Source organism: Paraburkholderia aspalathi (assembly GCF_905220735.1).
GTDB classification, from domain to species: Bacteria; Pseudomonadota; Gammaproteobacteria; order Burkholderiales; family Burkholderiaceae; genus Paraburkholderia; species Paraburkholderia aspalathi.
This window is the reverse complement of record NZ_CAJNBA010000013.1, coordinates 51,969-72,041: the sequence shown is the minus strand read 5'-3', so window position 1 is coordinate 72,041 and position 20,073 is coordinate 51,969. Positions and strand designations below refer to the sequence as shown.

Below are 20,073 nucleotides of genomic sequence, written 5' to 3'. Positions count from 1 at the left end.
GCCGCTAAGGACCGGACCTTATTTTTCGGGCCTCGCGGTGATCAGTTCATTCACCCAGTCATTGCTACGCGCATTGACCTCTTCCCAATTTGAGGATTGGATGAGGGCGTTGTAAAAGCGGTAGTAGCCGCGATACGACGTCTCTCCGACAGCAGAATCACCGACGATACCAGGATAATCCGGATCCTGACGGTCCCCGCTGATCCCCATTTGGGAATTCAACATTTTCTTGCCAGCCATGAAACCTCGCCCCATATGGGTTTCGGACTCCATGTTGTCATTGTCTTCAGTTTCCCAATAACCGGCGATTCCAAACGTCCTTTGCACCGACCTTGAAATTCTCTCTTTCATGTCCGGAGGCATGTCTTTTTCGACCATGGCCCACGTCAATACCTCGGTCTTTTTTGGCCCGTGTGGCTGCCAGACCTTGAATACGCCCGATCCTGTGAGGAAACTGGTATTGGGGAAGATGGTTCCATTCAAATGTGACCGATAAAGCCGGGCACGTATCGGGCCAATTTTGTCTTTAAGAACCTGCTCTTTGGCCAGGCCCCATGCCATCAGATCTTCGGATAACTCGTTGTCGTGGACGCCCGCATAGACGTCATATAGCGCACCGATCCCGTGACCGTGCTGTGTGGTAACTTGCAGACCGGCGCCTGCTGGCGGAAGCACATTATTCCCTGCCATGCCGGCGAACCCGGACTGACCAGATCTGAGCGCGGATGCATGTGTCCAGCCGACATGATAGGCGTCACCGACAAAATTCTCTGACGGCGCTTTCCAATTGGCTTCGATAAAGCAGCGGGCAGGCGGCCCGACGAGTTCGATGCCGCCGCCGGCTTCCATCCACAGATCGAGATACCATGCAAAATCGCCCAGATATTCCTTTAGATTGGGCGCATCTGTATCGAAGCAGCCGTAAACGAATCCATGGTAGGACTCCACCTTGCCAATTTCATGCAGACCGTTTTTGCATTTATCCAGACGCTTTTGATAAATTTCATTCTCAAATGGAACACTTAGAAGCGATCCATCTGCCCCATACGCCCAGCCATGATAATTGCAGGCGAAGCCCCGCGCGTTACCCGCTTCGACTGCGCATAGCCGCGCACCGCGATGCCTGCAAACGTTGAGAAAGGCTTTAATCGAGTTATCCTTCTGCCGCATCACAATCACCTCATCCGTTCCCATGCGCGTGGTCACGAAATCGCCGTAATTGGGAATGGCGCATTCATGCGTCAAAAAAAGCCAGCAGCGCGCGAAGATGCGCTCACACTCCAGCTCGAATAATGTCTGGTCCTGATAGATTTTATGACTTTGACGTCCATGCTCAACGTCGATGAAGTTAATTGTACGAGTGGTATCCATTTGTCATCCTCCTATGTTTATGATCCATCAAGTAAATCCGGCTTTTCCAAAAAATTACGTTATCTACCTGGCAATTCGACCCAGATGGGTTTCAAGAAAATCGATGCGGTCGTTACCCCACCACATGTCCCGACCGACAGCCATCGTCGGAACGCCAAAGACGCCGGCAGAGATCGCCTCTAAAGTTGATTCGTTGTAGGCCGTCTCGGCCGTCGACGAGTCGAGAAATCGCAAGAAGTCGGCTGCGTCCCACCCCATTGACACGGCGATCGAGCGCAACGCCGCATCGTCGTCCGGCGCGCCTCCTTCGCCCCACGCCAAGTGGTATGCCTGTCGGACGTAGTCGGCCTGCTGCCCCCTTGCTTCGGCATAGAACGTGCCGACGTTCATTCGCTTTGTGTTGAAGTTCTTGATGAATTCGATTGGAATTCGATAGCGCGCGGCCCAGCGCTTAAGATCCTCCACGACATATGCCAGCTTGACTGGCATGTCGCGGTTTGCTGGACCGGTGTTGCCGATGGCCAGCTTGGCACGCGCCAGGTCAATCGGTTTATACGCGATTGCACAACCGTGCAGCGCCGCGACCTCGGCCAACCGATGGCGGGCCAGGTAGGCATACGGGCTGAGAAAATCAAAGAAAAAATCGATCGTCATGACACACTCTCCATCGAGACACAACAGGACCTCAAGCCACCTTCATTTCCATATAACCGCAGCCGCATACCCACTCGGCCACCGGCTCGTACGCGATCACTTCACCCCGACACGCGCCGAGCGCCCCCATCGCGCAAATCCAGTTCTTGATCTCAATTCCGCCATTGCCACCGTCGCGTAAGATCTCTTCATCGCTGAGGGCGATCAGGGACTCAACGTCGCCTTGCGCCACCAGTTTCATGATCTTGCGATCCCACCCCTCATTGATTGCCCCCATTTCGGCCATGCCTGGCCAATGGCTGAGACCGCCGGTACCGTAAATCGCCACCCGTTCGTCGCCCTGCCAGTTGGCGACCGCGTCGCCGATCACACGTCCAATCTCGTGAGCGCGCCAGCTGGTGATAAACGGTTCGATTCCAGTGTTGAGATAAACCGGAATCGCTCGCATCCCCTTCACCGGACGCGCCGCGTAGTGGATCGGTACGGTCGCCGAGTGATCGAGAACGAGCGACTTCGAAACCGCCCAATCGATGCCGTACTCGAGGCCGTACTGCATGATGTGATGTGCCAGCGGCCTGTTGTTTTCGATCTGGGCGCGCGGAATCCCCAGCCACGACTCGTAAGGACCCTCGATGTCACCGATGCCGATCATCGCCATCGGGATGCAGTACGGCCCGTTCAGGGTGTAGTGGTCATCCGCGATCACCACTACAGTGTCGACCTGTAGTGCACGCAGGCGCTCGACAATGATTGCGTAAGCGTGCATGCAAATCTCGCGCTGCGCTGCGGGTGGCGCAGTAGGCGTCGCGGGGATCAGTGGATCGTGGGGCATCATGAATCCCCCTACGATTTTCGCCATCTTGTCTCTCCTTGTTGATGGTCTCTCTGGACCACCCGGTTATTCATCCCCGTCTTTAAAGACGAGTGTTCATCCGCCGCATGTATTCCGGCGTAGTGCCGGGTCCCTGCAACGCCATCCAGGCAACGAACAACAGCATCTGGCTGGCGCCGCGATCAGCCATCGCACGCACATCCAACGACGTAACCAGCCCGCGCTCGTCCCCTTCCAGCGGGTACCCGTCGAGCACCCCCTCCGGCTCCGCGCGGAAGCGGCTGGCGAGAGCGGGCTGGGCATGCAGATCCCACAGCACGCGTTCTACGGTGTAGATGCTCATCCTCATCTCCATTTTTTTCAGTTAGCCGCCGTACCCCGGTTATCGGCAGTCGGTGCTGTTCTCAAAATTTTCACAAAATTTAGTTTACCTAATTACATTACAGATCTGAATATTGCTGATGCAATTCGGCCCATGCCCTGCCCGACTGGCGTGCACCATCCAGATACTCTTCTGGCGCAATGTGGTAGGGAGGTCGGCATGGCCCCGCTCTGAGCCAGCCAGCGGCGTTCATGCGCTCCTTCTCGATGGCGATGTTGTATTTGGAGAATTCGGCGAAATCCCCGCGCGGAAACAGCGTGGCGTCGGCACGCCGCATCGCGTCTGAAAGTTCCTTGGCGAGACGCCAATCCCCGGTTTGCTTGGCCTTCGCCACCTCGTCGCGCAGTCGAATAGCGGTGGCCGGCCCGCACATCGCACCACTGGACCAAAACGCGGTCACGCGCTCTGGCGCCACGCGCGCGGCCGCATAGTAGTCGTCCTCGTGCGGCAGGAAGCGAATGCCCGGTGCCAGCGTGAGATCTAGGTCCAGCATTCCGATGCCCAGATACTTGGCGGTGACGACCTGCGGAATCTGGGCTACCTGGGCCCAAAAGGCGCGCGGGAATTCAAACTTGAACGCATCCGCGTTTGCATAGACCGCGATCGCGGCTTCGGGGCAGGCCTCCGCGACGTCGCGGTAGAACTGCACAGCGGCAGGCACTTCCATCCTGGACCACATTGGTACGCCGAGCATCGTGCCGTCGACGCCGATGTCCAGCGCGGCACGCGTCTGGCGGACCACCTCACGCGTGTTGAGCGCAGTGGTACCGCAGAAAAATGGCACGCGGCCACGCGTAGTCTCGACGACGGCGCCAATAAAAGCCTGCTTTTCCTCCCAGGTCAGCGTGGCACATTCGCCGAAAGTGCCCAGGCTAAGAATGCCGTTCACGCCGGAATCGATCAGCGCCTCGACAATGCGGGCGGTCTCATCCAGATCGACCGTGTCGGTGGCGCGCCAGTCAGAGGCTTCCGGTTTAGCTGGGGTGGGCATGATGACCCATGCCCCGTTGACGTCTTCGGTTCCGAGACGTTGTTTGCGTTGTTTGCTCATTAGTATGCCTATTTTTCGAATTGGATCAAGACAGTTGCCGGCCGCGAGATTCAGAAGGGGTAGGACTGCGGTGTGGGCTCGATCGTGATCCACTTTAGTTCGGTAAACTCATCGATGACCGCGCGCCCGTCGAAGCGTCCGTAGCCGCTCGCCTTGGTCCCGCCGTAGGGCGCCTGGGCTTCGTTCTGCACGGTGGAGCCGTTGATGTGGCAGGAGCCGGCCTCGATGCGCATCGCGACGCTCAGTGCTCGTGTCACGTCGCGGCCGAACACCGCGGACGACAGCCCGTACGCAGTGTCGTTGGCGATCCGCACCGCATCATCTGCGTCCTTCGCTCGCACCACGGTGGTGATCGGGCCGAAGGTTTCCTCGTCATAGATACGCATGGCCGGAGTAACGTGGTCGACGATCGTGGCCGGCATCACCGCGCCGTCAGCAAACCCGCCAGCCACCACCTTGGCACCCTGGTTCATCGCGTCGTCGATCATCGCGTTGATGCGATCACCGGATTCACGGACGATCATCGGTCCCACAACACAGCCACCGCGCGTAGCGGGGTCGCCTACCGGCAACTCGCGCGCCCGCGCGGCAAACCTGGCGACAAATGTGTCAGCGATCTTCTCGTCGACCACGATGCGTTCGGTCGACATGCAGATCTGCCCCTGGTAGAGAAAGGCACCGAACACGGCGGCCTTCACCGCTTCGGCGATATCCGCGTCGTCGAGCACCACCAGCGGCGCCTTGCCGCCGAGTTCAAGCAGGCAGCGCTTGAGGTGGCGAGCCGCCTTCTCGGCGATGACGCGACCGACACGGGTGGAGCCGGTAAAGTTGATCCGCCGCACCGCGGGGTGAGCGATCAGGGCGTCAACCACTTCCGGGGCATCCTGCGGCGCGTTGGTGACTGCGTTCAGCACCCCCGGCGGCAGGCCCGCGTCACGCAGCACATCGACGATCAGCATGTGGGTCTTCGGGCTCAACTCGGAAGCGCGAAACACAACCGCGTTTCCGCAAGCCAGCGGATAAGCGATTGCCCGCGCAGCAAGTACGACCGGTCCGTTCCAGGGCGCGATACTGAGAATCACGCCGACTGGCTGACGCACGGTCATCGACAACACACCTGCTTTGTCAGTAGGGATGGTCTCGCCCTGGATCTGCGTCGTCAGAGCGGCGGCCTCACGGAAGAGGTTCGCGGCAAGCATCACGTTGACGCCTGCCCACAAGTCCGAGGCGCCGACTTCCAGCGCCATTACGCGGCTGAATTCCGGCGTGCGGGCTTCCAGCAGGTCAGCCGCCTTGAGCAGGATGCGGCGCCGTTCGGTCGGCCCGGTGGCGGACCACGACCGGTAGGCGGCAGCGGCGGAGTCAGCCGCGGCAATGGCATCCGCCACGCTGGCGGCAGCCGCGCGGGTCACCAGCTCGCCGGTGGTCGGGCTGCGGCGTTCGAAGGTCGCCGCTGTTGTTGCTGGCATATCGGCGTTGTCGATGATGAGCTGGGTGTCCATGGTGTCCTGCGTCTCCTTTGTTCGTCGCGTGGCGGGCGGCATGGCCCGGTGTTATTGAGGAAAAGATATCAAAGCGCTGCCGGACGGAGAAACGGACTCTTCCGATACCCGGTATCGGTTTTCCCCATGACCTGGTCGTGCGAGCGCGCGAGGTGGCAGAAGCGGAGTTCCAGCCGCGGTCGTGACATCGACATCCGTTGGAGCGCAAGCGGAAGCCGTCTCGAGGCAACCGCCTTCGTTCCCGATGTCGAGGAAGCTGGATGCGGAATCGCGCACGATCTTGCGTAGCCAATACAGGTCGGCGCGATCGGCGCGGTGGCAAGCGCCTATCATCACCAGATCGAGCGAAGGGAACGGAACGGGCGGTTCGAATACGTCGAGGGGAAAGAGACGCGCGTAGTGGTTGGCGAGAGAAAGCGGGATCAGCGCCACCAGATGGCTGTCGACCACCAATTGGGGAAGCAGCGTGAAATACGGCACCAGGAACTGTATGCGCTGCACGAGCCCCATCTGCGCGAGCGTTTCCTGCTCGATCGTCGGCTGTCCGTCGGTCCGGCAATACATAGCGTGGGGCCGCGCGAGGTAGTCCGCCAAAGCCAGCGGCCGTTCGGCCAACGACCGGTTCGCCGATTGAATCGCCACCAGACGATCGCGAATAAACACCTCGTGGCAGAACTCGGGGTCGTGCGCGGCGATCCCGCACGCTTCCCAATTCTCCCGTCGGTTGGGACAGATGATCAGATCGACGACACCGAGCCGGAGATCCTTCGCGGTGGTACCGGGTGTGGGCGTAAGGGTTATGCTGACCCCCGGCGCATTGGCTTGAAGCACGGGACCAAGACGTGAGGTAACGAGTGCTGACACGTAGTCGGCGGTAGCGATGCGAAAGCAGTTAGCTGCGGTTGCTGGATCGAAAGTCTCGGCGCAGAACAGTCGGCTGGCCTGCTCAAGAAGACGCTCGACCTCGGGCCGCAGTTCTTTCGCCTTCTCGGTGAGCACCATCTCCCGCCCGCGGTGAACCAGCAGATCGTCCTCGAACAGTAGACGCAACTGCTTCAGCGAGCCGCTGACGGTCGATTGCGTAAGATGAAGTCGGTTCGCCGCGTGGCTCACATTGGGGCAGCGCAAGAGTTCCCCGAGAACCGGGAGCAGATTCATGTTGACGCTACGAAGATTGCGTACTACTTGGTTTGACATGATTCACCGATCGATTGACATCACTTCGCCGCACACAAAACCGGGCCGCGCCGACTGCTGACCAGTCGATGCAATGGGGGATGATTACCCGAAATGCCGACTGAGGCTGGCCACGTCCCGCGCGGACGAACCAAATGCTGAAGAGGCCGTCGGAGCGGCGTCCGGTCACGCGAAAGAGCCTATGCAAGGTGTCGAAGTCAAGCGGCTCACAGACCTTGCTGCGCTGGATGTGGATGTCATCGTCTGTCTCCTATTGGGGTACCTGCCTACGACGCCGTCGGCAGGTCGATCGCACCCCTTGTCTGGAAGGAGAAGCGGTGCTCGACTTTTGTCGACATTCATTACACAAGATGCGTGCCAGCCGCACAGATTAAGAATAAAGCGCGTCCAATCAAGGTATTAAGTCAACCTACCCCTTGGCAACCCATCCCGGCGCATGTGATCATTTGAGCTTGTCGAAGCACTCATGCGATCAAATCATCGCGTCTGTACTGAGATCCCCTTACGCGACACCCGACGAAAGGAGCCGCCTGATGAAGAAAATCGAATACCCGGGGAATGACGACTTACGCGGACTGGTCCGCTTCTCAACAGAGGACGGTCTAATCTGGCTGGGGGAGAGCCGGATGCTGCTGCTTCACGTCGCCACGATGGCGGGACTGCGCCGCGAGCTGATCTTGTCAGTAGGTGTTGACGATGCGCGCCGGACCATCATCCGCATGGGGTATGAAGCCGGTTTGCGCGACGCCGAGATCGTGCGAAGGATACGCAGGAACGACGACGATCTCGACGCTTACATCGCCGGGCCCCAACTTTTCATGCTCGAAGGGGGCGAACGTGTGTTTCCGCTGCGGGTCGAGATGGACGTGCAGAGCGGCAGCTTTTACGGCGAGTTTCGCTCCGAGAATTCGTGGGAGGCGGAGTCTCATCTGCGCGAGTTCGGCCAGACCGACTACCCGGTGTGCTGGATGCGGGCAGGCTACGCCTCAGGCTATACGTCTGGCTTTCTTGGTCGACAGGTGTTGATGAAGGAAATCGAATGCGCCGCCTGCGGTGCAGACCATTGCACGCTAGTGGGCAAACCTGCCGAGGAATGGGAGGACGAGGAGGACTATGCGAGCTACTTCACGCCGGAACAGGCTCCGAAAACCTCGACCCGCCGCGAGAAGCCCACAGCCGCACGCAATGGCGGCGTCATCCTCCCGGGCCTGGTTGGCCGCTCGGCGGGCTTTCGTCAAGCATGCGACCTCATTGCCCGCGCGGCGGGTACCGACGTCACGGTGCTGCTGCTCGGCGAGACGGGAGTCGGCAAGGAACGCTTTGTCCGCGCACTGCACCAACTCAATCGGCGGCGCGATCAACCCTTCGTTGCGGTCAACTGCGCAGCGATCCCCCATGAGCTGATTGAATCCGACCTGTTCGGTGTCGAGAAGGGAGCCTATACCGGGGCTACGGCGTCACGCCGAGGCAAGTTCGAGCGCGCCGACGGTGGCACCCTGTTTCTTGACGAGATCGGCGAGATGCCCCTCGCCGCCCAGGCCAAGCTATTGCGAGCGCTTCAGGAAGGCGAAATCGAGCGGCTTGGCGACGAGCGCGTGCGCAAGGTGAACGTGCGGGTGGTCGCCGCCACAAACATCGATCTCACCCAGGCAGTCAAGGATGGCCGCTTCCGTGCGGACCTGTTCTATCGCCTGTGCGTGTTTCCGATCCACATCCCGCCACTGCGCGAGCGCCTCGCCGATCTGCAGCCGCTGATCGACACGCTAATCGAGCGCTTCTCCGTGGTCCACAACAAGCCGGTGCGTGGCGTTTCCGATATGGCTTTACGCCTGCTCAAGCGTTACACCTGGCCTGGCAACATCCGGGAGCTGGAAAACATGCTGGAGCGCGCAATAATCCTCGCACCCGAGGATGGCTGGATCGAAGCCGTCCACCTCTCCACCCCGCTGGAATCCGCACGGGCCGGCAGCAGTGGTATCGGCCGGACAGGAGCGCTCGAATCGGCAAGTGTCGCCAATCCGTCTCTTCAGTCACTGGTGGAACACGTCCTAAACTCGGGGCTCTCGTTCGAGGAACTTGAAACGCTGGTGTTGCAGGAGTCGGTCAACCTTTCCGGTGGCAGCTTCGCCCGCGCCGCGCGTGCGTTGGGCATGACCAGCCCACAGTTACGCTATCGACTTCGAAAACGCCGGGCAGCCACTCTCGCGGCGCCGGAGCACTGAGCGCCCCCGTCCATCACCCTCTGAGCAGCCGGTCCGGCGTCCCGCAACGCGTTCGGAGCGGGCTTGCACGCCCGGGAACAAATCTCGACTATTCGCCCTATCCCTCCGAATCCGGTTGCGTGCCTGGATGCGCCGCTCTGAAAGCATCAAGCTTCATGCACTCAGCCTCAATTGCTTCAAGCGTCGGATAGTGGCTCATGTCAATGCCAAAACGCCGGGCGTTAAAAATCTGCGGTACGAGACAACAATCAGCGAGCGTCGGCAAATCACCGATACAGAACCGCCCCCGCAGGTTCGATTGAGATAACAACGTCTCGACACCACCGAAGCCGCTCTCAATCCAGCGCGCTATCCATTGATGCTTCGCGTCTTCCGTAAGACCGAATTCACCGGTGAGTGCCTTCAGCACCCGAAGATTGTTGAGCGGATGAATATCGCACGCAATGGTCAATGCTATTTCCCTGCTGTGTGCTCGCTCGTGCATCGCCTTTGGCAACAACGGAGGTTGAGGAAATTTCTCGTCCAGATACTCGATGATCGCAAGCGATTGGCTCAACGCAAAGCTTCCCTCGACAAACACTGGGACTAGTGATTGCGGGTTTATGCTCCGGTACTCTGGAGAGAACTGTTCGCCGCCATTCCGGTTAAGATGGATTGGCAGGTAATCGAATGGAATACCCTTCAGGGCAAGCGCAATTCTCACCCGGTAGGACGCGGAGCTTCGAAAGTAATTGTAGAAGACAGGTTTCACGATGAATTCTTCGGCGTATTGTTCGTACTGGCCAATAAGATTGGTCATGCAGGCTCGGTGCAGAACCTAATCGATCAAAACGAAGACTTTTCCATCTTCCACTTTGATCGGATAGGATTTAATGCCCTCAATCAACGGCGCGCACAACGCATTGCCTGTGCGAACGTCAAATTTCCCTTGATGCAACGGACACTCAATTTCATGACCTTCGAGGAAGCCGTCACACAATCTGGCATGCCCGTGCGTGCAGAAGTTATCTGTCGCGTAGACAGTCCCATCGACACCGTAGAACGCGAGTTCGCGCGCCTCCACCTGAATCGCCACCACGTCATCGTCCGGCACGACAGCGCGTTGTGCCACAAAAATCCAGTTGCCGCTCATTGTGACCTCAAACCGGGTAGATAATCGAGTTAGGTATCATTTCGCTATCAAAGACGCACAACTTCGACGCGAATACGGGTCTATCGTTGACCGTGACGATTCTGTCCACGTACCGCCCCACATTGAACACTTCGGATAACTGATCCCGTTTGGTTCGCATGACCACATAATTGGCCTCGCAGACAACAGCGCCCTCCTCGACCTCTTTGATGACAGGAGCACCGATCACGTGCCGCTGATAGTACGGGTCGTGAAACAGCGTCTCCCGAATCGCGAAAACCCGGTCCATGAGCATACCTTTACTCTCGAAGGCGAGCGTCGCCAGTGGAAAGCCGCCGTCGAAATTCTCCCGGGGCTGCAATTTATACGTGCAGTCATCGGTGAAGAAGTCAGGCCATTTGCCCCAATCATTCGCATCCAGGACCGCTGCATAGCGCGCATAGAGCGAGACGATGCCATAGTACGTATCGAAGTCAACCATCTCACACCTCCATTACGCTGCGCCAATAGTTGTACATTCCTCGAATCAACGTTTCGCTGACCATGTGATTCGTGTTCTCGCAATCTCGCCCACCTAGTTCGGCAATAGCTCGATGCTCAGGCTTCTGCTTAAAGCCCTCCTGTGAGCCCTCAATCACTTCGCCGTCATCCGCGGACACGAAGCCCGCTGGTCCGAACAGATTGGCCTGGCGCAAACGGCGTCGGGTCATGTCGTCCGTGTCGCTCGCAAAACCGAAGTGAGTCCAGATGAAGTCGAATGAACCGTGGCCGTTTGGCTGAATATGACGTGTCGAAACAGAGTTAACCTGTTGCTGGATGATGACGCTGGGGAAAATCGTCATCAGGACTGCCGTGGGCGCTCCCCACCATTCCTCGTGGACCACATCCAGAAAACGATCGTCATTGAGCGTCATATGCTCCTTGAAGCTCGTGACATTGGAGGTAACATCTCCTTTGCCGCCCGGCCCGCGTGTGGAAATCATTGCGGCGTGTCTGAACTTCTCATCCATCACCAGTTGAGATTTATTGTCGGCACGCCACAAGCCGAAGTTGACGAACCATGTGTGCAGCAAACCGGGGTGATACGGATCCTTAATGTTCTCCTGCATTAGCTTCCAGTTCCCCGGAATGCGTTGCCGGCTGTATCCGAGAATCTTCAGTTCCCGGCCGTCGAACAAGCGGTCAAAATAGCTGAGAATAGCCGGCCCCAGGAAATCTTCAAGCGGCTCGATGTCATGATCGAACGACGCAAACACGACACCGTTGCGCGTCGCCACTTTCAACTTCGTCAGGCCATGCTCTTCCAGCTTGAAATCCGGTGGCATGCCACCGTTGACCTTTCCATCTTGCTTAACGCCACGCCGAAACGGAACGCCCTGGAGATCGCCCTTCAGCGAGTAGTTCCATTGATGATACGGACAGTGAAAATCCTTTCGGTTTCCTGACCTTTCGCGGCAGAATCGCATACCGCGGTGCGCACAGACATTCTCAATGACGTTGACGCCTGCGTTCTCGTCTCGAACCAGCAATACAGAGCGTTCGCCGATAACGGTACGTTTGAAGTCGCCTACATCCGGAATCTCCGCTTCCAGACCAACGTAACACCAGTGCTTCGAATAAAAGAGTCTTTCGAGTTCTCGTTGGTACAGCGCTTCGTCGGTATATGCCCAGAATGGGATACGGCTCGATCCTTCGTCGCGCCATACCCGTTTCGGGCTGAATACAATTGGCATTTCCATGTCTCGTCTCCTTGTTTGCGCATTACCTTTCGACACGCACGACAATTGACTCCAGCCCAGCGACCGCGCCCTCCATCACATCGCCCGGCAAGACGGCACCGACGCCTTCGGGGGTGCCGGTCATGATGATATCTCCGGGCTCGAGTGTCTCGTAGCGAGAAAGATGCGCAATGCTCTCCTGTACAGACCAGATCAACTTCGCGATGTCGGATGCCTGCCGCACCGCACCGTTCACCTTTAAGGAGATGGCGCCTTGCTTCAAATGCCCCACGTCTGCGACTCGCGCGATGGCACCAATGGGGGCGGACTTCGCAAACGACTTTCCGAATTCCCATGGCCGACCTTTGTCCCGTGCTTCAAGCTGCAGGTCCCGGCGTGTCATGTCCAAACCAACCGCGTAGCCATAGACGTGCTCCAGTGCGTCGTCAACGCCGATGTTTTTTCCCCCTTTCCCAATCGCCACCACCAGTTCAATCTCGTGTTGGAAGTTTTGAGTTTCCGGAGGATAGGGAATCGACGTCTCGATCCGGCCCGCCGGCAAAGTCGCATTCGACGGCTTCATGAAGAAGAACGGCGGTTCGCGATCTGGATCCTTGCCCATCTCGCGTGCATGCGCCGCATAGTTGCGGCCAACGCAGAAAATGCGATTCACCGGGAAACGCGCTGATGTACCGGCCACCTCCAACGAGTAAATTGGGGCGGCGTTAAAGACGAATTGCATGGCAACCTGATTTAGAGAGAGTTACTGAAGTCGCTGTTCGCGCCACAGACCGAGTGCTTCTTGCACTGGACGATCCGAAAGACTGAAGAGAACAACATCGTCTACGGCACGCAGGCTCAGGTTGGTCCACGAAGGAACCACGAAGACATCGTTTGCATCAAAGGAGAACGTGTTGTCGCCAATTCCCGCGATGCCGGAACCTTCGAGACAGGCGAACACGGTACCGTCCGTACTACGGTATCCCTTCGTCTCAAAACCCATTGGCAACAGTTGCGCATAGGCGCCCATGGTCGGCATTGGGGAGGCACCGGTGGCAGGATTTACATAGCGCAGCTTGTATCCGAAATGAGCATCGATGGCTCCTCCGGCTATCCCATGCAGTGCGTCCTTCGTCTGCGCGTACGGGTAGACGAACAAGCGCGTTGGCTCGGACGCCGACTGCCGGAAGTCCACGGGAAGCATGTTGCGCCCATAGCGCGAAAGCGCATCGCCCTCTGGCCGAGTCGAGATTTGCGTTTCGAGACTGCTCTTCTCAGCGAATCCGGCGCCCAGAAACTGTACCAGCGGGATGTCCAACCCATCGAGCCAGACAACAGGCTGATCGCCCTCGTTCCCATGGTCATGCCACGTGTTGGAAGGCGTAATGATGAAGTCTCCACGGTGCATCGTTGTGCGCTCGCCGTCGACTGTGGTGTATGCGCCCTCTCCGTCGAGAACGAGCCGCAAAGCTGATTGAGCGTGCCGATGGGAAGGGGCGATTTCGCCGGGGAGGATGAGTTGCAAGCCCGCGTATATGCTCTGCGTGATTCGGGACTGCCCGCGAACACCGGGATTCTCGAGGATGAGTACGCGGCGCTCCGCCTCCTGCGCCGAAATCAATTGCCCGGCTTCCATCAGGTCGTCTCTTAAGTCAGAGTAGCGCCAGAGGTGCGGCTGGATGGAGGATACAGGGTGAAGCGGGACGAGCGAATGCAAGACCTCCCACAGCGGAGTCATGCTCTTTTCCGCAATCTTCTCGTAGTAACGCCGCCTCTCGTTCGCCACTTCATTGGCTGAAACACTCATGGTCGCCTCCTGTCATATTCCGGTCGTATAGAATGCATCTGCATGAATGTGCTCGGGGCGCAGTCCCCGGCCGCGCAAAGCCACTGTGGCCGCTTCTACCATCGGCGGTGCGCCGCACAAATAGGCACGCCAACCGGTTAAATCCTCCCAGTCCGAGAAAACCGCATCAGTCACAACTCCCTTTCGCTGACGGTTAGCTGTAAGGCCTGATGCAACCGTCACGTTCACATGCAAATTTGGATACCGTTTTGCCAAATCAGCCAGACGCTCTTGCCCATAGACGTCCTCGGCCGACCGAACTCCGAAATACAGGTGTATGGGGTTGCGCATGCCAGTGGACAAGGCGCCGCGAATGATGGACAACACGGGAGCAAGGCCCGTCCCTCCGGCGACGCAGAGCATCGGGCCTTCATGTTTGCGACGCAGATACGACGTGCCAAGTGGACCACTCAGCCGGACCGTGTCTCCGACACGGAGCGAGTGCGCAACGTAACTGCTAACTCGGCCCTCAGGCATTAGACGAATGTGAAACTCCAATAACTCGTCGCTGTCGAGTCCCGCCATCGAATAGGGGCGAACATGTTCCGGCGTAAACTGCAAGGAAGCGTATTGTCCTGGCGAAAATGAAATCGATTTAGCCGGACGTAGCCGCAGGAGTTTAATGTCGTGCGTAAGGTTCTCGATTTCCTCTACGGTTGCCTTCAGGATCTTGGCCGGGTGAATGACAATCTCATCCGGTTCGGGAATCTCGATGACGCAGTTTTCGATCAGCGTTGCCTGGCATGCGAGAACCTGCGGATGATCGTCAGACAGCAACGCCTGGGGCATCGTGCTAGCGCTCTGATTCTGAATTACCTGACCTTTGATGACTTTGCAGCGACAGGTACCACACCGCCCTGCCGAGCAACTGTAGGACACAGATACGTCGTTCCGCTGCAACACGTCGAGGAGATTGGCGCCCTCCTCAAAAGTTACTGTCTTTCCGGCAGGAAGTATGTGTAGCTCCATCACGTCTCCGCAGTTCGAATTGTTGATGCTTCATCATGGCTTGCCCGCTATAATTCACCAATAGAAGGTCATCAATATCAACTATCAATGGCATGAATAAAGGCTCCACTTATGGACCTGAAGGACGTTGACCTCAACCTGCTAGTCGTCTTCCAGCAGTTGATCAAAGACGGGAAAGTGTCAACTGCCGCAACCGCGCTCGGCCTCTCACAGCCGGCGGTTAGCAATGCGTTGAATCGCCTCAGGCGACTATTTGATGATGAGCTTTTCGTGCGGACGGCAAGAGGCATGGCGCCGACTCCCGTCGCGGAGGAACTCGCTGAGCCTATCGCCTACGCACTCTCGTCCATACACGTCACGCTCAATCGACGGTCAACCTTTGAACCCAAAACCAGCGACCGTAACTTTGTATTAACAATGACGGACCTCGGCGAGATTTATTTCCTGCCGGGCTTCATGGAAGTGCTCAGCCAGGCGGCTCCGACCGCGACGATCAGCACGGTCTTCGACGCTGGCTCACGACTCGAAGATGAAATGGAATCCGGCAGGGTAGACCTGGCAATTGGTCACCTGCCCAAGCTAACCACCAGCTTCTATCAGCAGAGACTCTTCACCCAGCGTTACGTCTGCATGTTCCGCGCGGGCCATCCCATTGATCGAGGGTCCGTCTCTTTGGAAGATTTCTCTTCGGCTGAACATGTCATCGTAGTGTCGGCTGGCACGGGACACGGGCGAATAGATGACATCATGGCGCAATCTGGAATCCAGCGGAATGTACGTCTGCACGTGCCACACTTTGTCGCGGTGGCGGACATCCTGTCGAAGACGAACCTCATTGCCACCGTGCCGGAAAAATTCGCCCAGCGAAGCGCCACGTTCTTCGGCCTAAAGTACGCTACCCATCCGGTCAGCCTGCCTAATATCCAAATCAACCTCTTATGGCATAAGCGCTATCACCGGGACCCAGCAAATCGGTGGTTGCGGTCGCTCATTTTCGAGCATTTCGCCGAATAGGGTATCCGAACGCAAGGCTTCCCGCGTGGTGAGTCTGCGTGGTGAGTCAGCCACGGCGGTACCGCACCAAATTCCGATCGTGCCGTAGACCAAATTAATACTGTCACCGTTGCGTCAATAATATTCTCACCCATTGAAAGGCCGGAGTAAAGGGATATATCTATCCCCTCAAGGGTCAGGCCTTGCAGCGTTGTAGAATCGTTTTAGCCATCCTGGTGATGCGAAGCTTGATGACGCGTCCGGTTTCTCATCGTCTGGCTACGGAACTGATCCGCACCAGTCACCCATCGGGATCAAGGCGTGTGCCGGTGTTCTGGCCGTCGCCCCTGGCTCATTCGAGCTCCAGAAAATCGTCGGTGCCAGGCCAATGTCCAAAGGAGTACACGTCAATTCCATGGTTGCCCGCGCGCAGGCACCAGACTGTTGTCGGCTCATGGCCTGGGCGTCTCAGGGTTCGCTGCATCGGGATGGCCGGGGGTCGGGCGCAATCAACTCAATGGTTTGACGCCAACAAATTTACCGGGCTCTCGGCCCCCCGCCAAACTTAGCTAAAGCATCGTTTAACCTCGAAGGGTTTGCCGTCACGCATCATGTAATAGGCCGCACGCGCCAGCTTGTGCGCGAGTGCCTTCATCGCGACAACCGGCAAGCGCTTTGCCTTCTTGCGTTCATAAAAGCGTCTTGCCTGCGGGCAGCAACGCAGCGCCACTGCGGCGGCTTCGATGAACGCCCAGGCGAGATACTTGTTGCCGTTCTTGACGTTGCCTTCGCCCTTTTTCTTGCCGTTCGAGATCCGCTTGCTGTCAACGCATCGGCAATAGGAACTGAAGTGGCCGACGTCGGCAAATCGCGTGATGGTGCCGGTCTCAAGCATGATCGTGACAGCGAGCACGTTTCCGATGCCGGGCGTGCTCTTCAGGGTCTCGAACTCGGGGCGTAGCTGTGCCTCCTGATGCAGGATCGTCTCAAGCGCAGTAATTTCGCTGCGCAACGTGCGCAGCACCGCCATGTTGGCCATCATCGCGCGCTCGACATGCGGCGGTAGCGCAAGTGCGTGTACCGCTGCATCGTCCATTCGCTGGATGTGTTCGCCGTTCATTCGCAGGTTGATCTGTCTGGCCAGCAGGCTCTCAATACTCAGGATGTGCAGCGTTCGTTGCTGCACAAGTTGCAGCCGCTTGCGGGCGAGATCGCGCAACGCGCGCTCCTGTGGTGGGTAGATATAGCCTTCAGGGAGCAGTCCAAGACGGAAGATGTGAGCCAGGAACACCGCGTCACGTTCGTCGCCGGCATACTTCAGGCCCTCGTACTGCTTGATCGCTGCGGTATTGGCCAGATGTACGGCGAAGCCGGCAGCCGTCAGTCCGTCAACGAGCCAGTACCAGTTGAACGTCGCCTCCACCACCACTCCCTCTAGCTCAGCCTGATAAGGCGCGAGAGCTGCCACAATTAGTCCGAGATCATTGGTCAGCCGCTTGCAGTACAGCACCCGATCCTGGTCGTCGATCACGGCGACCACGGCGTTGTTCGAGTGCAGATCAATTCCGCTAAACTTCATTTCAGCCTCCTGAACGGGTCGGTTGAGCGTTGCATCCCAACTCTAGACCCTGGCCGCCCCCTTCTCTGGGCGGCCAGGAGGCCTTTCAATGATTATCAACTCGCAACGCTACCGCGACTCACGTGCCGCCCCGGCCTCGGCACAAAAGCGTTTGCAGACGCGAAATAAAGGTGTCACTGGCAAAAGTCGGTACGCCGGTAGCGGTGGCTGGCAGTAAGGTCCGAGTCCGCCCACCAAGAGCGACCTGTCGACAACGCCCCTCGGATCGTCAAGAATTGCTGTCCAGTTTTCGCGGAGAATATGTGATCGGACGTCATTTGCTGCGTCGTTCGTTTCGCAGCTCTTTATTTTTGTCAAACGTTCATGCTGCTTTATGTGATTCATACGTAAAGTAGCCAATTCTGCTCTCGTGGCGACCTGACGATATGGCGTGGTAGCCAACACGCGCTCGCACCTTTGACTATCGTGCTAAAAACGTAGGGCTTGTTGGCTACTTGCGCGGAAGCGTATTGGACGTCGGCATTAACTCGAGGGAAATGACTTCCACAAAGGAGGAAATAAGTTGTTTACACCATTCCCAAAACTTCAGCACCCGCAGTGAAATGCGATAAGGATCCGTTAAGCAATACAGGTGGATCATAGGTTCACGTAACTTCATTCACGGGTTAAGGAGTAGTAAAATGCGTAGACCAATTCAAGCATTAGTCGCGTTTCTGGCACTTTACACCGCTGTCGGATCAGCTTTCGGCGCAACCCGGGCCGCATACACCATGACTGTTCATTTGCGTGACGGAAAGACTGTGGTATGTGCTGTCAATCAACCACGATCGATGCAACCGGCTACGATGCAGAAGTTAAGCGCGCGGGAGCGTGTCGAGGCGCAAATCGATGCAACTGCTCGGTTGCGTAGGCAACCCGGCAATAAGAATCACTATCCATCCCAAGCAACTGCACCTCGCGTTAGTTGCGGATAAGCTCAGTAGCGTTGCAATGTCTCGAACATTACCTGCTATGCCCGGGCGTCTCTTTGACCCTTCCACGCGAAGCGTCGACACGGAGTTTATATGCGGTCCATCTCGCGGGTGCTGTTGGTCCCATTTGCGATGACGTGGGTCGCGTTTAGCGCACAGATGATAATGCCCGAAGCCGCAGGAGCGAATACTAGTCCTGCTGGGGCTGTAGACGTCCAAACACCTTTCGCCTATCCGAACGATTCTTCTTTTCGCCGTTTCCACCCGAAGCGGAACTCACTTCGAGACGGCTGGGTTCAATTACAGCCTTGGCCGCGATACTAGGGCCGATCCTTTGTGTTCCTTCTTTTTCCAGGTACCAGCATCATTAATGGTCGTCGCGACAGTCGAGAACATGCAACCAACGATAACATGAAGGCTTCTGGTCCGTTATGAAGATCCTTTGGTGGGTGTGTCAACTATGGATCTGCGGGTCGCTTGGAAAAGACAATGATCGCTTCAAGGGGAAAAGCCAATGGACCATTCAGTACTACTTAAGTAAAATCATGTAGCCTCACATCGTAGCATCTAACATGGGCAGGAGGGTCTGCAGTTGACAAGTAACCTGTACCGACCACGCGATTGATCGGTGGCGGCGCTACGCAGTTGGTACGAATGACGTACGTACCCATAGCGCTCGCTTCCGATCACTCTCTTTGGCCCGGCCGCAAAAGCCGGGCTTTTTTTGAATTCAACGTTTTCGGGGTGCGTCAGCTTACCGCTCTTCTCGAATTTCTTGTTTGCTCTCGCCATGCATTTACCTTTTTAAAAATCAACATTCCGACGAGCATAGCAGCAAGAAAGATGATGGCCCCGCTCTTTGCCGCACCCACAGCAACTACCGCGGGTCCCGGGCAAAATCCAGCGACGCCCCATCCGAGGCCGAACACGGCGCTTCCAACGAGCAATTGTCCGTCAATCTGTTGCTGTGCGGGGAGGTGCTTTCGCTCTGCAAGGAGTGGTTTCTTGATCCGCCGACTTGCATAAAATCCAACTGACGCAATAGCGATCGCACCGATCATCACGAAGCCGAGCGATGGATCCCACTGGCCCCCAATGTCGAGAAAACCGAGTACTTTTTCCGGATTGGCCATGCCCGAAATAATCAACCCTAGCCCAAACAACGTCCCGAGTAAGAAAGAACTTACGTTTCGCATCCTATGCACCCCACCCATGCCGCACGATCCATACCGTTGCAAAGCCAGCGACCATAAACGTCGACGTCGCGGCCAACGAGCGGATTGACCCACGTGAAAGGCCGCACACGCCGTGGCCGCTCGTACATCCGCTTGCCGCCCTCGTGCCAAATCCGACCAACAGGCCTCCGACGACCAAGGTCCACGTACTTGACCGAATGACGATAGGCGGCAACGGAGCCACCAGCATGAAAAGCGTCGCGGCGACAAGCAACCCTGCAACGAAGGAAACTCGCCATCCTTCGCGCCAACCGTCAACGCTCAGAAGGCCGCCCAGTATTCCGCTGACTCCCGCGATGCGCCCGTTGAGCAGCATAAAAAGTGCTGCGGACAGCCCGATCATCGCGCCCCCGGCCAGCGATCGCGCTGGCGTGAAATTGACCCAGTCGATCATCATCTTTGGCATCCCTTGATCGTAT

General features: G+C 57.5%; 19 protein-coding genes. 2 read left to right on the top strand and 17 right to left on the bottom strand.

Features of this window, described 5'->3' with window-relative positions; genetic code table 11:
* Window positions 1-18 precede the first annotated feature (18 nt).
* The 7 genes from KHO30_RS36780 to KHO30_RS36750 form a co-directional block, all read right to left on the bottom strand.
* Entirely contained in the window at window positions 19-1,371 is a 1,353-nt protein-coding gene (locus KHO30_RS36780; protein ID WP_211703877.1) for an aromatic ring-hydroxylating dioxygenase subunit alpha, read from the bottom strand.
* A 63-nt stretch (window positions 1,372-1,434) separates the two neighbouring features.
* Window positions 1,435-2,025, bottom strand: coding sequence for a 2-hydroxychromene-2-carboxylate isomerase (locus KHO30_RS36775; protein WP_211703876.1), 591 nt, complete (start codon window positions 2,023-2,025; stop codon window positions 1,435-1,437).
* Window positions 2,026-2,056: 31 nt separating this feature from the next.
* Window positions 2,057-2,884: a DODA-type extradiol aromatic ring-opening family dioxygenase gene (locus tag KHO30_RS36770; protein ID WP_211703875.1), complete on the bottom strand. Its 828-nt coding sequence runs from the start codon at window positions 2,882-2,884 to the stop codon at window positions 2,057-2,059.
* A 55-nt stretch (window positions 2,885-2,939) separates the two neighbouring features.
* Window positions 2,940-3,200 (bottom strand): hypothetical protein, encoded by a 261-nt coding sequence (locus KHO30_RS36765; RefSeq protein WP_211703874.1) that lies wholly within the window; start codon window positions 3,198-3,200, stop codon window positions 2,940-2,942.
* Window positions 3,201-3,297: 97 nt separating this feature from the next.
* The gene (locus KHO30_RS36760) at window positions 3,298-4,290 is read right to left on the bottom strand and encodes a dihydrodipicolinate synthase family protein (protein ID WP_030101532.1); all 993 of its coding nucleotides are present in this window, start codon (window positions 4,288-4,290) and stop codon (window positions 3,298-3,300) included.
* A gap of 50 nt (window positions 4,291-4,340) precedes the next feature.
* Window positions 4,341-5,792, bottom strand: a complete 1,452-nt coding sequence (locus tag KHO30_RS36755) for an aldehyde dehydrogenase (protein ID WP_211703873.1) — start codon at window positions 5,790-5,792, stop codon at window positions 4,341-4,343.
* Window positions 5,793-5,843: 51 nt separating this feature from the next.
* Window positions 5,844-6,950 (bottom strand): LysR family transcriptional regulator, encoded by a 1,107-nt coding sequence (locus KHO30_RS36750; RefSeq protein ID WP_211703872.1) that lies wholly within the window; start codon window positions 6,948-6,950, stop codon window positions 5,844-5,846.
* A 572-nt stretch (window positions 6,951-7,522) separates the two neighbouring features.
* Between KHO30_RS36750 and KHO30_RS36745 the strand changes: the two genes are divergently transcribed.
* A complete protein-coding gene (locus KHO30_RS36745) occupies window positions 7,523-9,211 on the top strand; it encodes a sigma-54-dependent Fis family transcriptional regulator (protein WP_244864234.1) in 1,689 nt (562 codons plus the stop codon).
* A gap of 97 nt (window positions 9,212-9,308) precedes the next feature.
* Here KHO30_RS36745 and maiA read toward each other — a convergent pair whose 3' ends face one another.
* Genes maiA through KHO30_RS36710 form a run of 7 tightly spaced genes read right to left on the bottom strand, consistent with a single transcriptional unit; the run spans window position 9,309 to window position 14,876 of the window.
* The gene (gene maiA, locus KHO30_RS36740) at window positions 9,309-10,010 is read right to left on the bottom strand and encodes a maleylacetoacetate isomerase (protein WP_211703871.1); all 702 of its coding nucleotides are present in this window, start codon (window positions 10,008-10,010) and stop codon (window positions 9,309-9,311) included.
* Between the two features lie 18 nt (window positions 10,011-10,028).
* Window positions 10,029-10,343 carry a non-heme iron oxygenase ferredoxin subunit gene (locus KHO30_RS36735; RefSeq protein ID WP_211703870.1) on the bottom strand — a complete coding sequence of 105 codons (315 nt, stop codon included), beginning with the start codon at window positions 10,341-10,343 and terminating at the stop codon, window positions 10,029-10,031.
* A 7-nt stretch (window positions 10,344-10,350) separates the two neighbouring features.
* Window positions 10,351-10,824 carry an aromatic-ring-hydroxylating dioxygenase subunit beta gene (locus KHO30_RS36730; protein ID WP_211703869.1) on the bottom strand — a complete coding sequence of 158 codons (474 nt, stop codon included), beginning with the start codon at window positions 10,822-10,824 and terminating at the stop codon, window positions 10,351-10,353.
* Window position 10,825: 1 nt separating this feature from the next.
* Window positions 10,826-12,082 (bottom strand): aromatic ring-hydroxylating dioxygenase subunit alpha, encoded by a 1,257-nt coding sequence (locus KHO30_RS36725; RefSeq protein WP_211703868.1) that lies wholly within the window; start codon window positions 12,080-12,082, stop codon window positions 10,826-10,828.
* Between the two features lie 22 nt (window positions 12,083-12,104).
* Complete coding sequence (locus KHO30_RS36720) at window positions 12,105-12,803, bottom strand: fumarylacetoacetate hydrolase family protein (RefSeq protein WP_211703867.1); 699 nt, start codon at window positions 12,801-12,803, stop codon at window positions 12,105-12,107.
* Between the two features lie 21 nt (window positions 12,804-12,824).
* Window positions 12,825-13,868: a gentisate 1,2-dioxygenase gene (gene gtdA / locus KHO30_RS36715; RefSeq protein ID WP_211703866.1), complete on the bottom strand. Its 1,044-nt coding sequence runs from the start codon at window positions 13,866-13,868 to the stop codon at window positions 12,825-12,827.
* Between the two features lie 12 nt (window positions 13,869-13,880).
* A complete protein-coding gene (locus tag KHO30_RS36710; protein ID WP_211703865.1) occupies window positions 13,881-14,876 on the bottom strand; it encodes a 2Fe-2S iron-sulfur cluster-binding protein in 996 nt (331 codons plus the stop codon).
* Window positions 14,877-14,987: 111 nt separating this feature from the next.
* On the opposite strand from KHO30_RS36710, the gene KHO30_RS36705 reads away from it, so the two are divergent.
* Window positions 14,988-15,890, top strand: a complete 903-nt coding sequence (locus KHO30_RS36705) for a LysR family transcriptional regulator (RefSeq protein ID WP_062085351.1) — start codon at window positions 14,988-14,990, stop codon at window positions 15,888-15,890.
* 544 nt (window positions 15,891-16,434) lie between these two features.
* Here the strand turns inward: KHO30_RS36705 and KHO30_RS36700 are convergent.
* From KHO30_RS36700 to KHO30_RS36690, 3 genes are all read right to left on the bottom strand, one after another.
* Window positions 16,435-17,448 carry an IS110 family RNA-guided transposase gene (locus tag KHO30_RS36700; RefSeq protein WP_211703864.1) on the bottom strand — a complete coding sequence of 338 codons (1,014 nt, stop codon included), beginning with the start codon at window positions 17,446-17,448 and terminating at the stop codon, window positions 16,435-16,437.
* Window positions 17,449-19,168: 1,720 nt separating this feature from the next.
* On the bottom strand, window positions 19,169-19,615 hold the full coding sequence (locus KHO30_RS36695) for a YeeE/YedE family protein (protein ID WP_211703863.1): 447 nt from the start codon (window positions 19,613-19,615) through the stop codon (window positions 19,169-19,171).
* A gap of 1 nt (window position 19,616) precedes the next feature.
* A complete protein-coding gene (locus KHO30_RS36690) occupies window positions 19,617-20,051 on the bottom strand; it encodes a YeeE/YedE family protein (protein ID WP_211703862.1) in 435 nt (144 codons plus the stop codon).
* Between the last annotated feature and the right edge of the window lie 22 nt (window positions 20,052-20,073).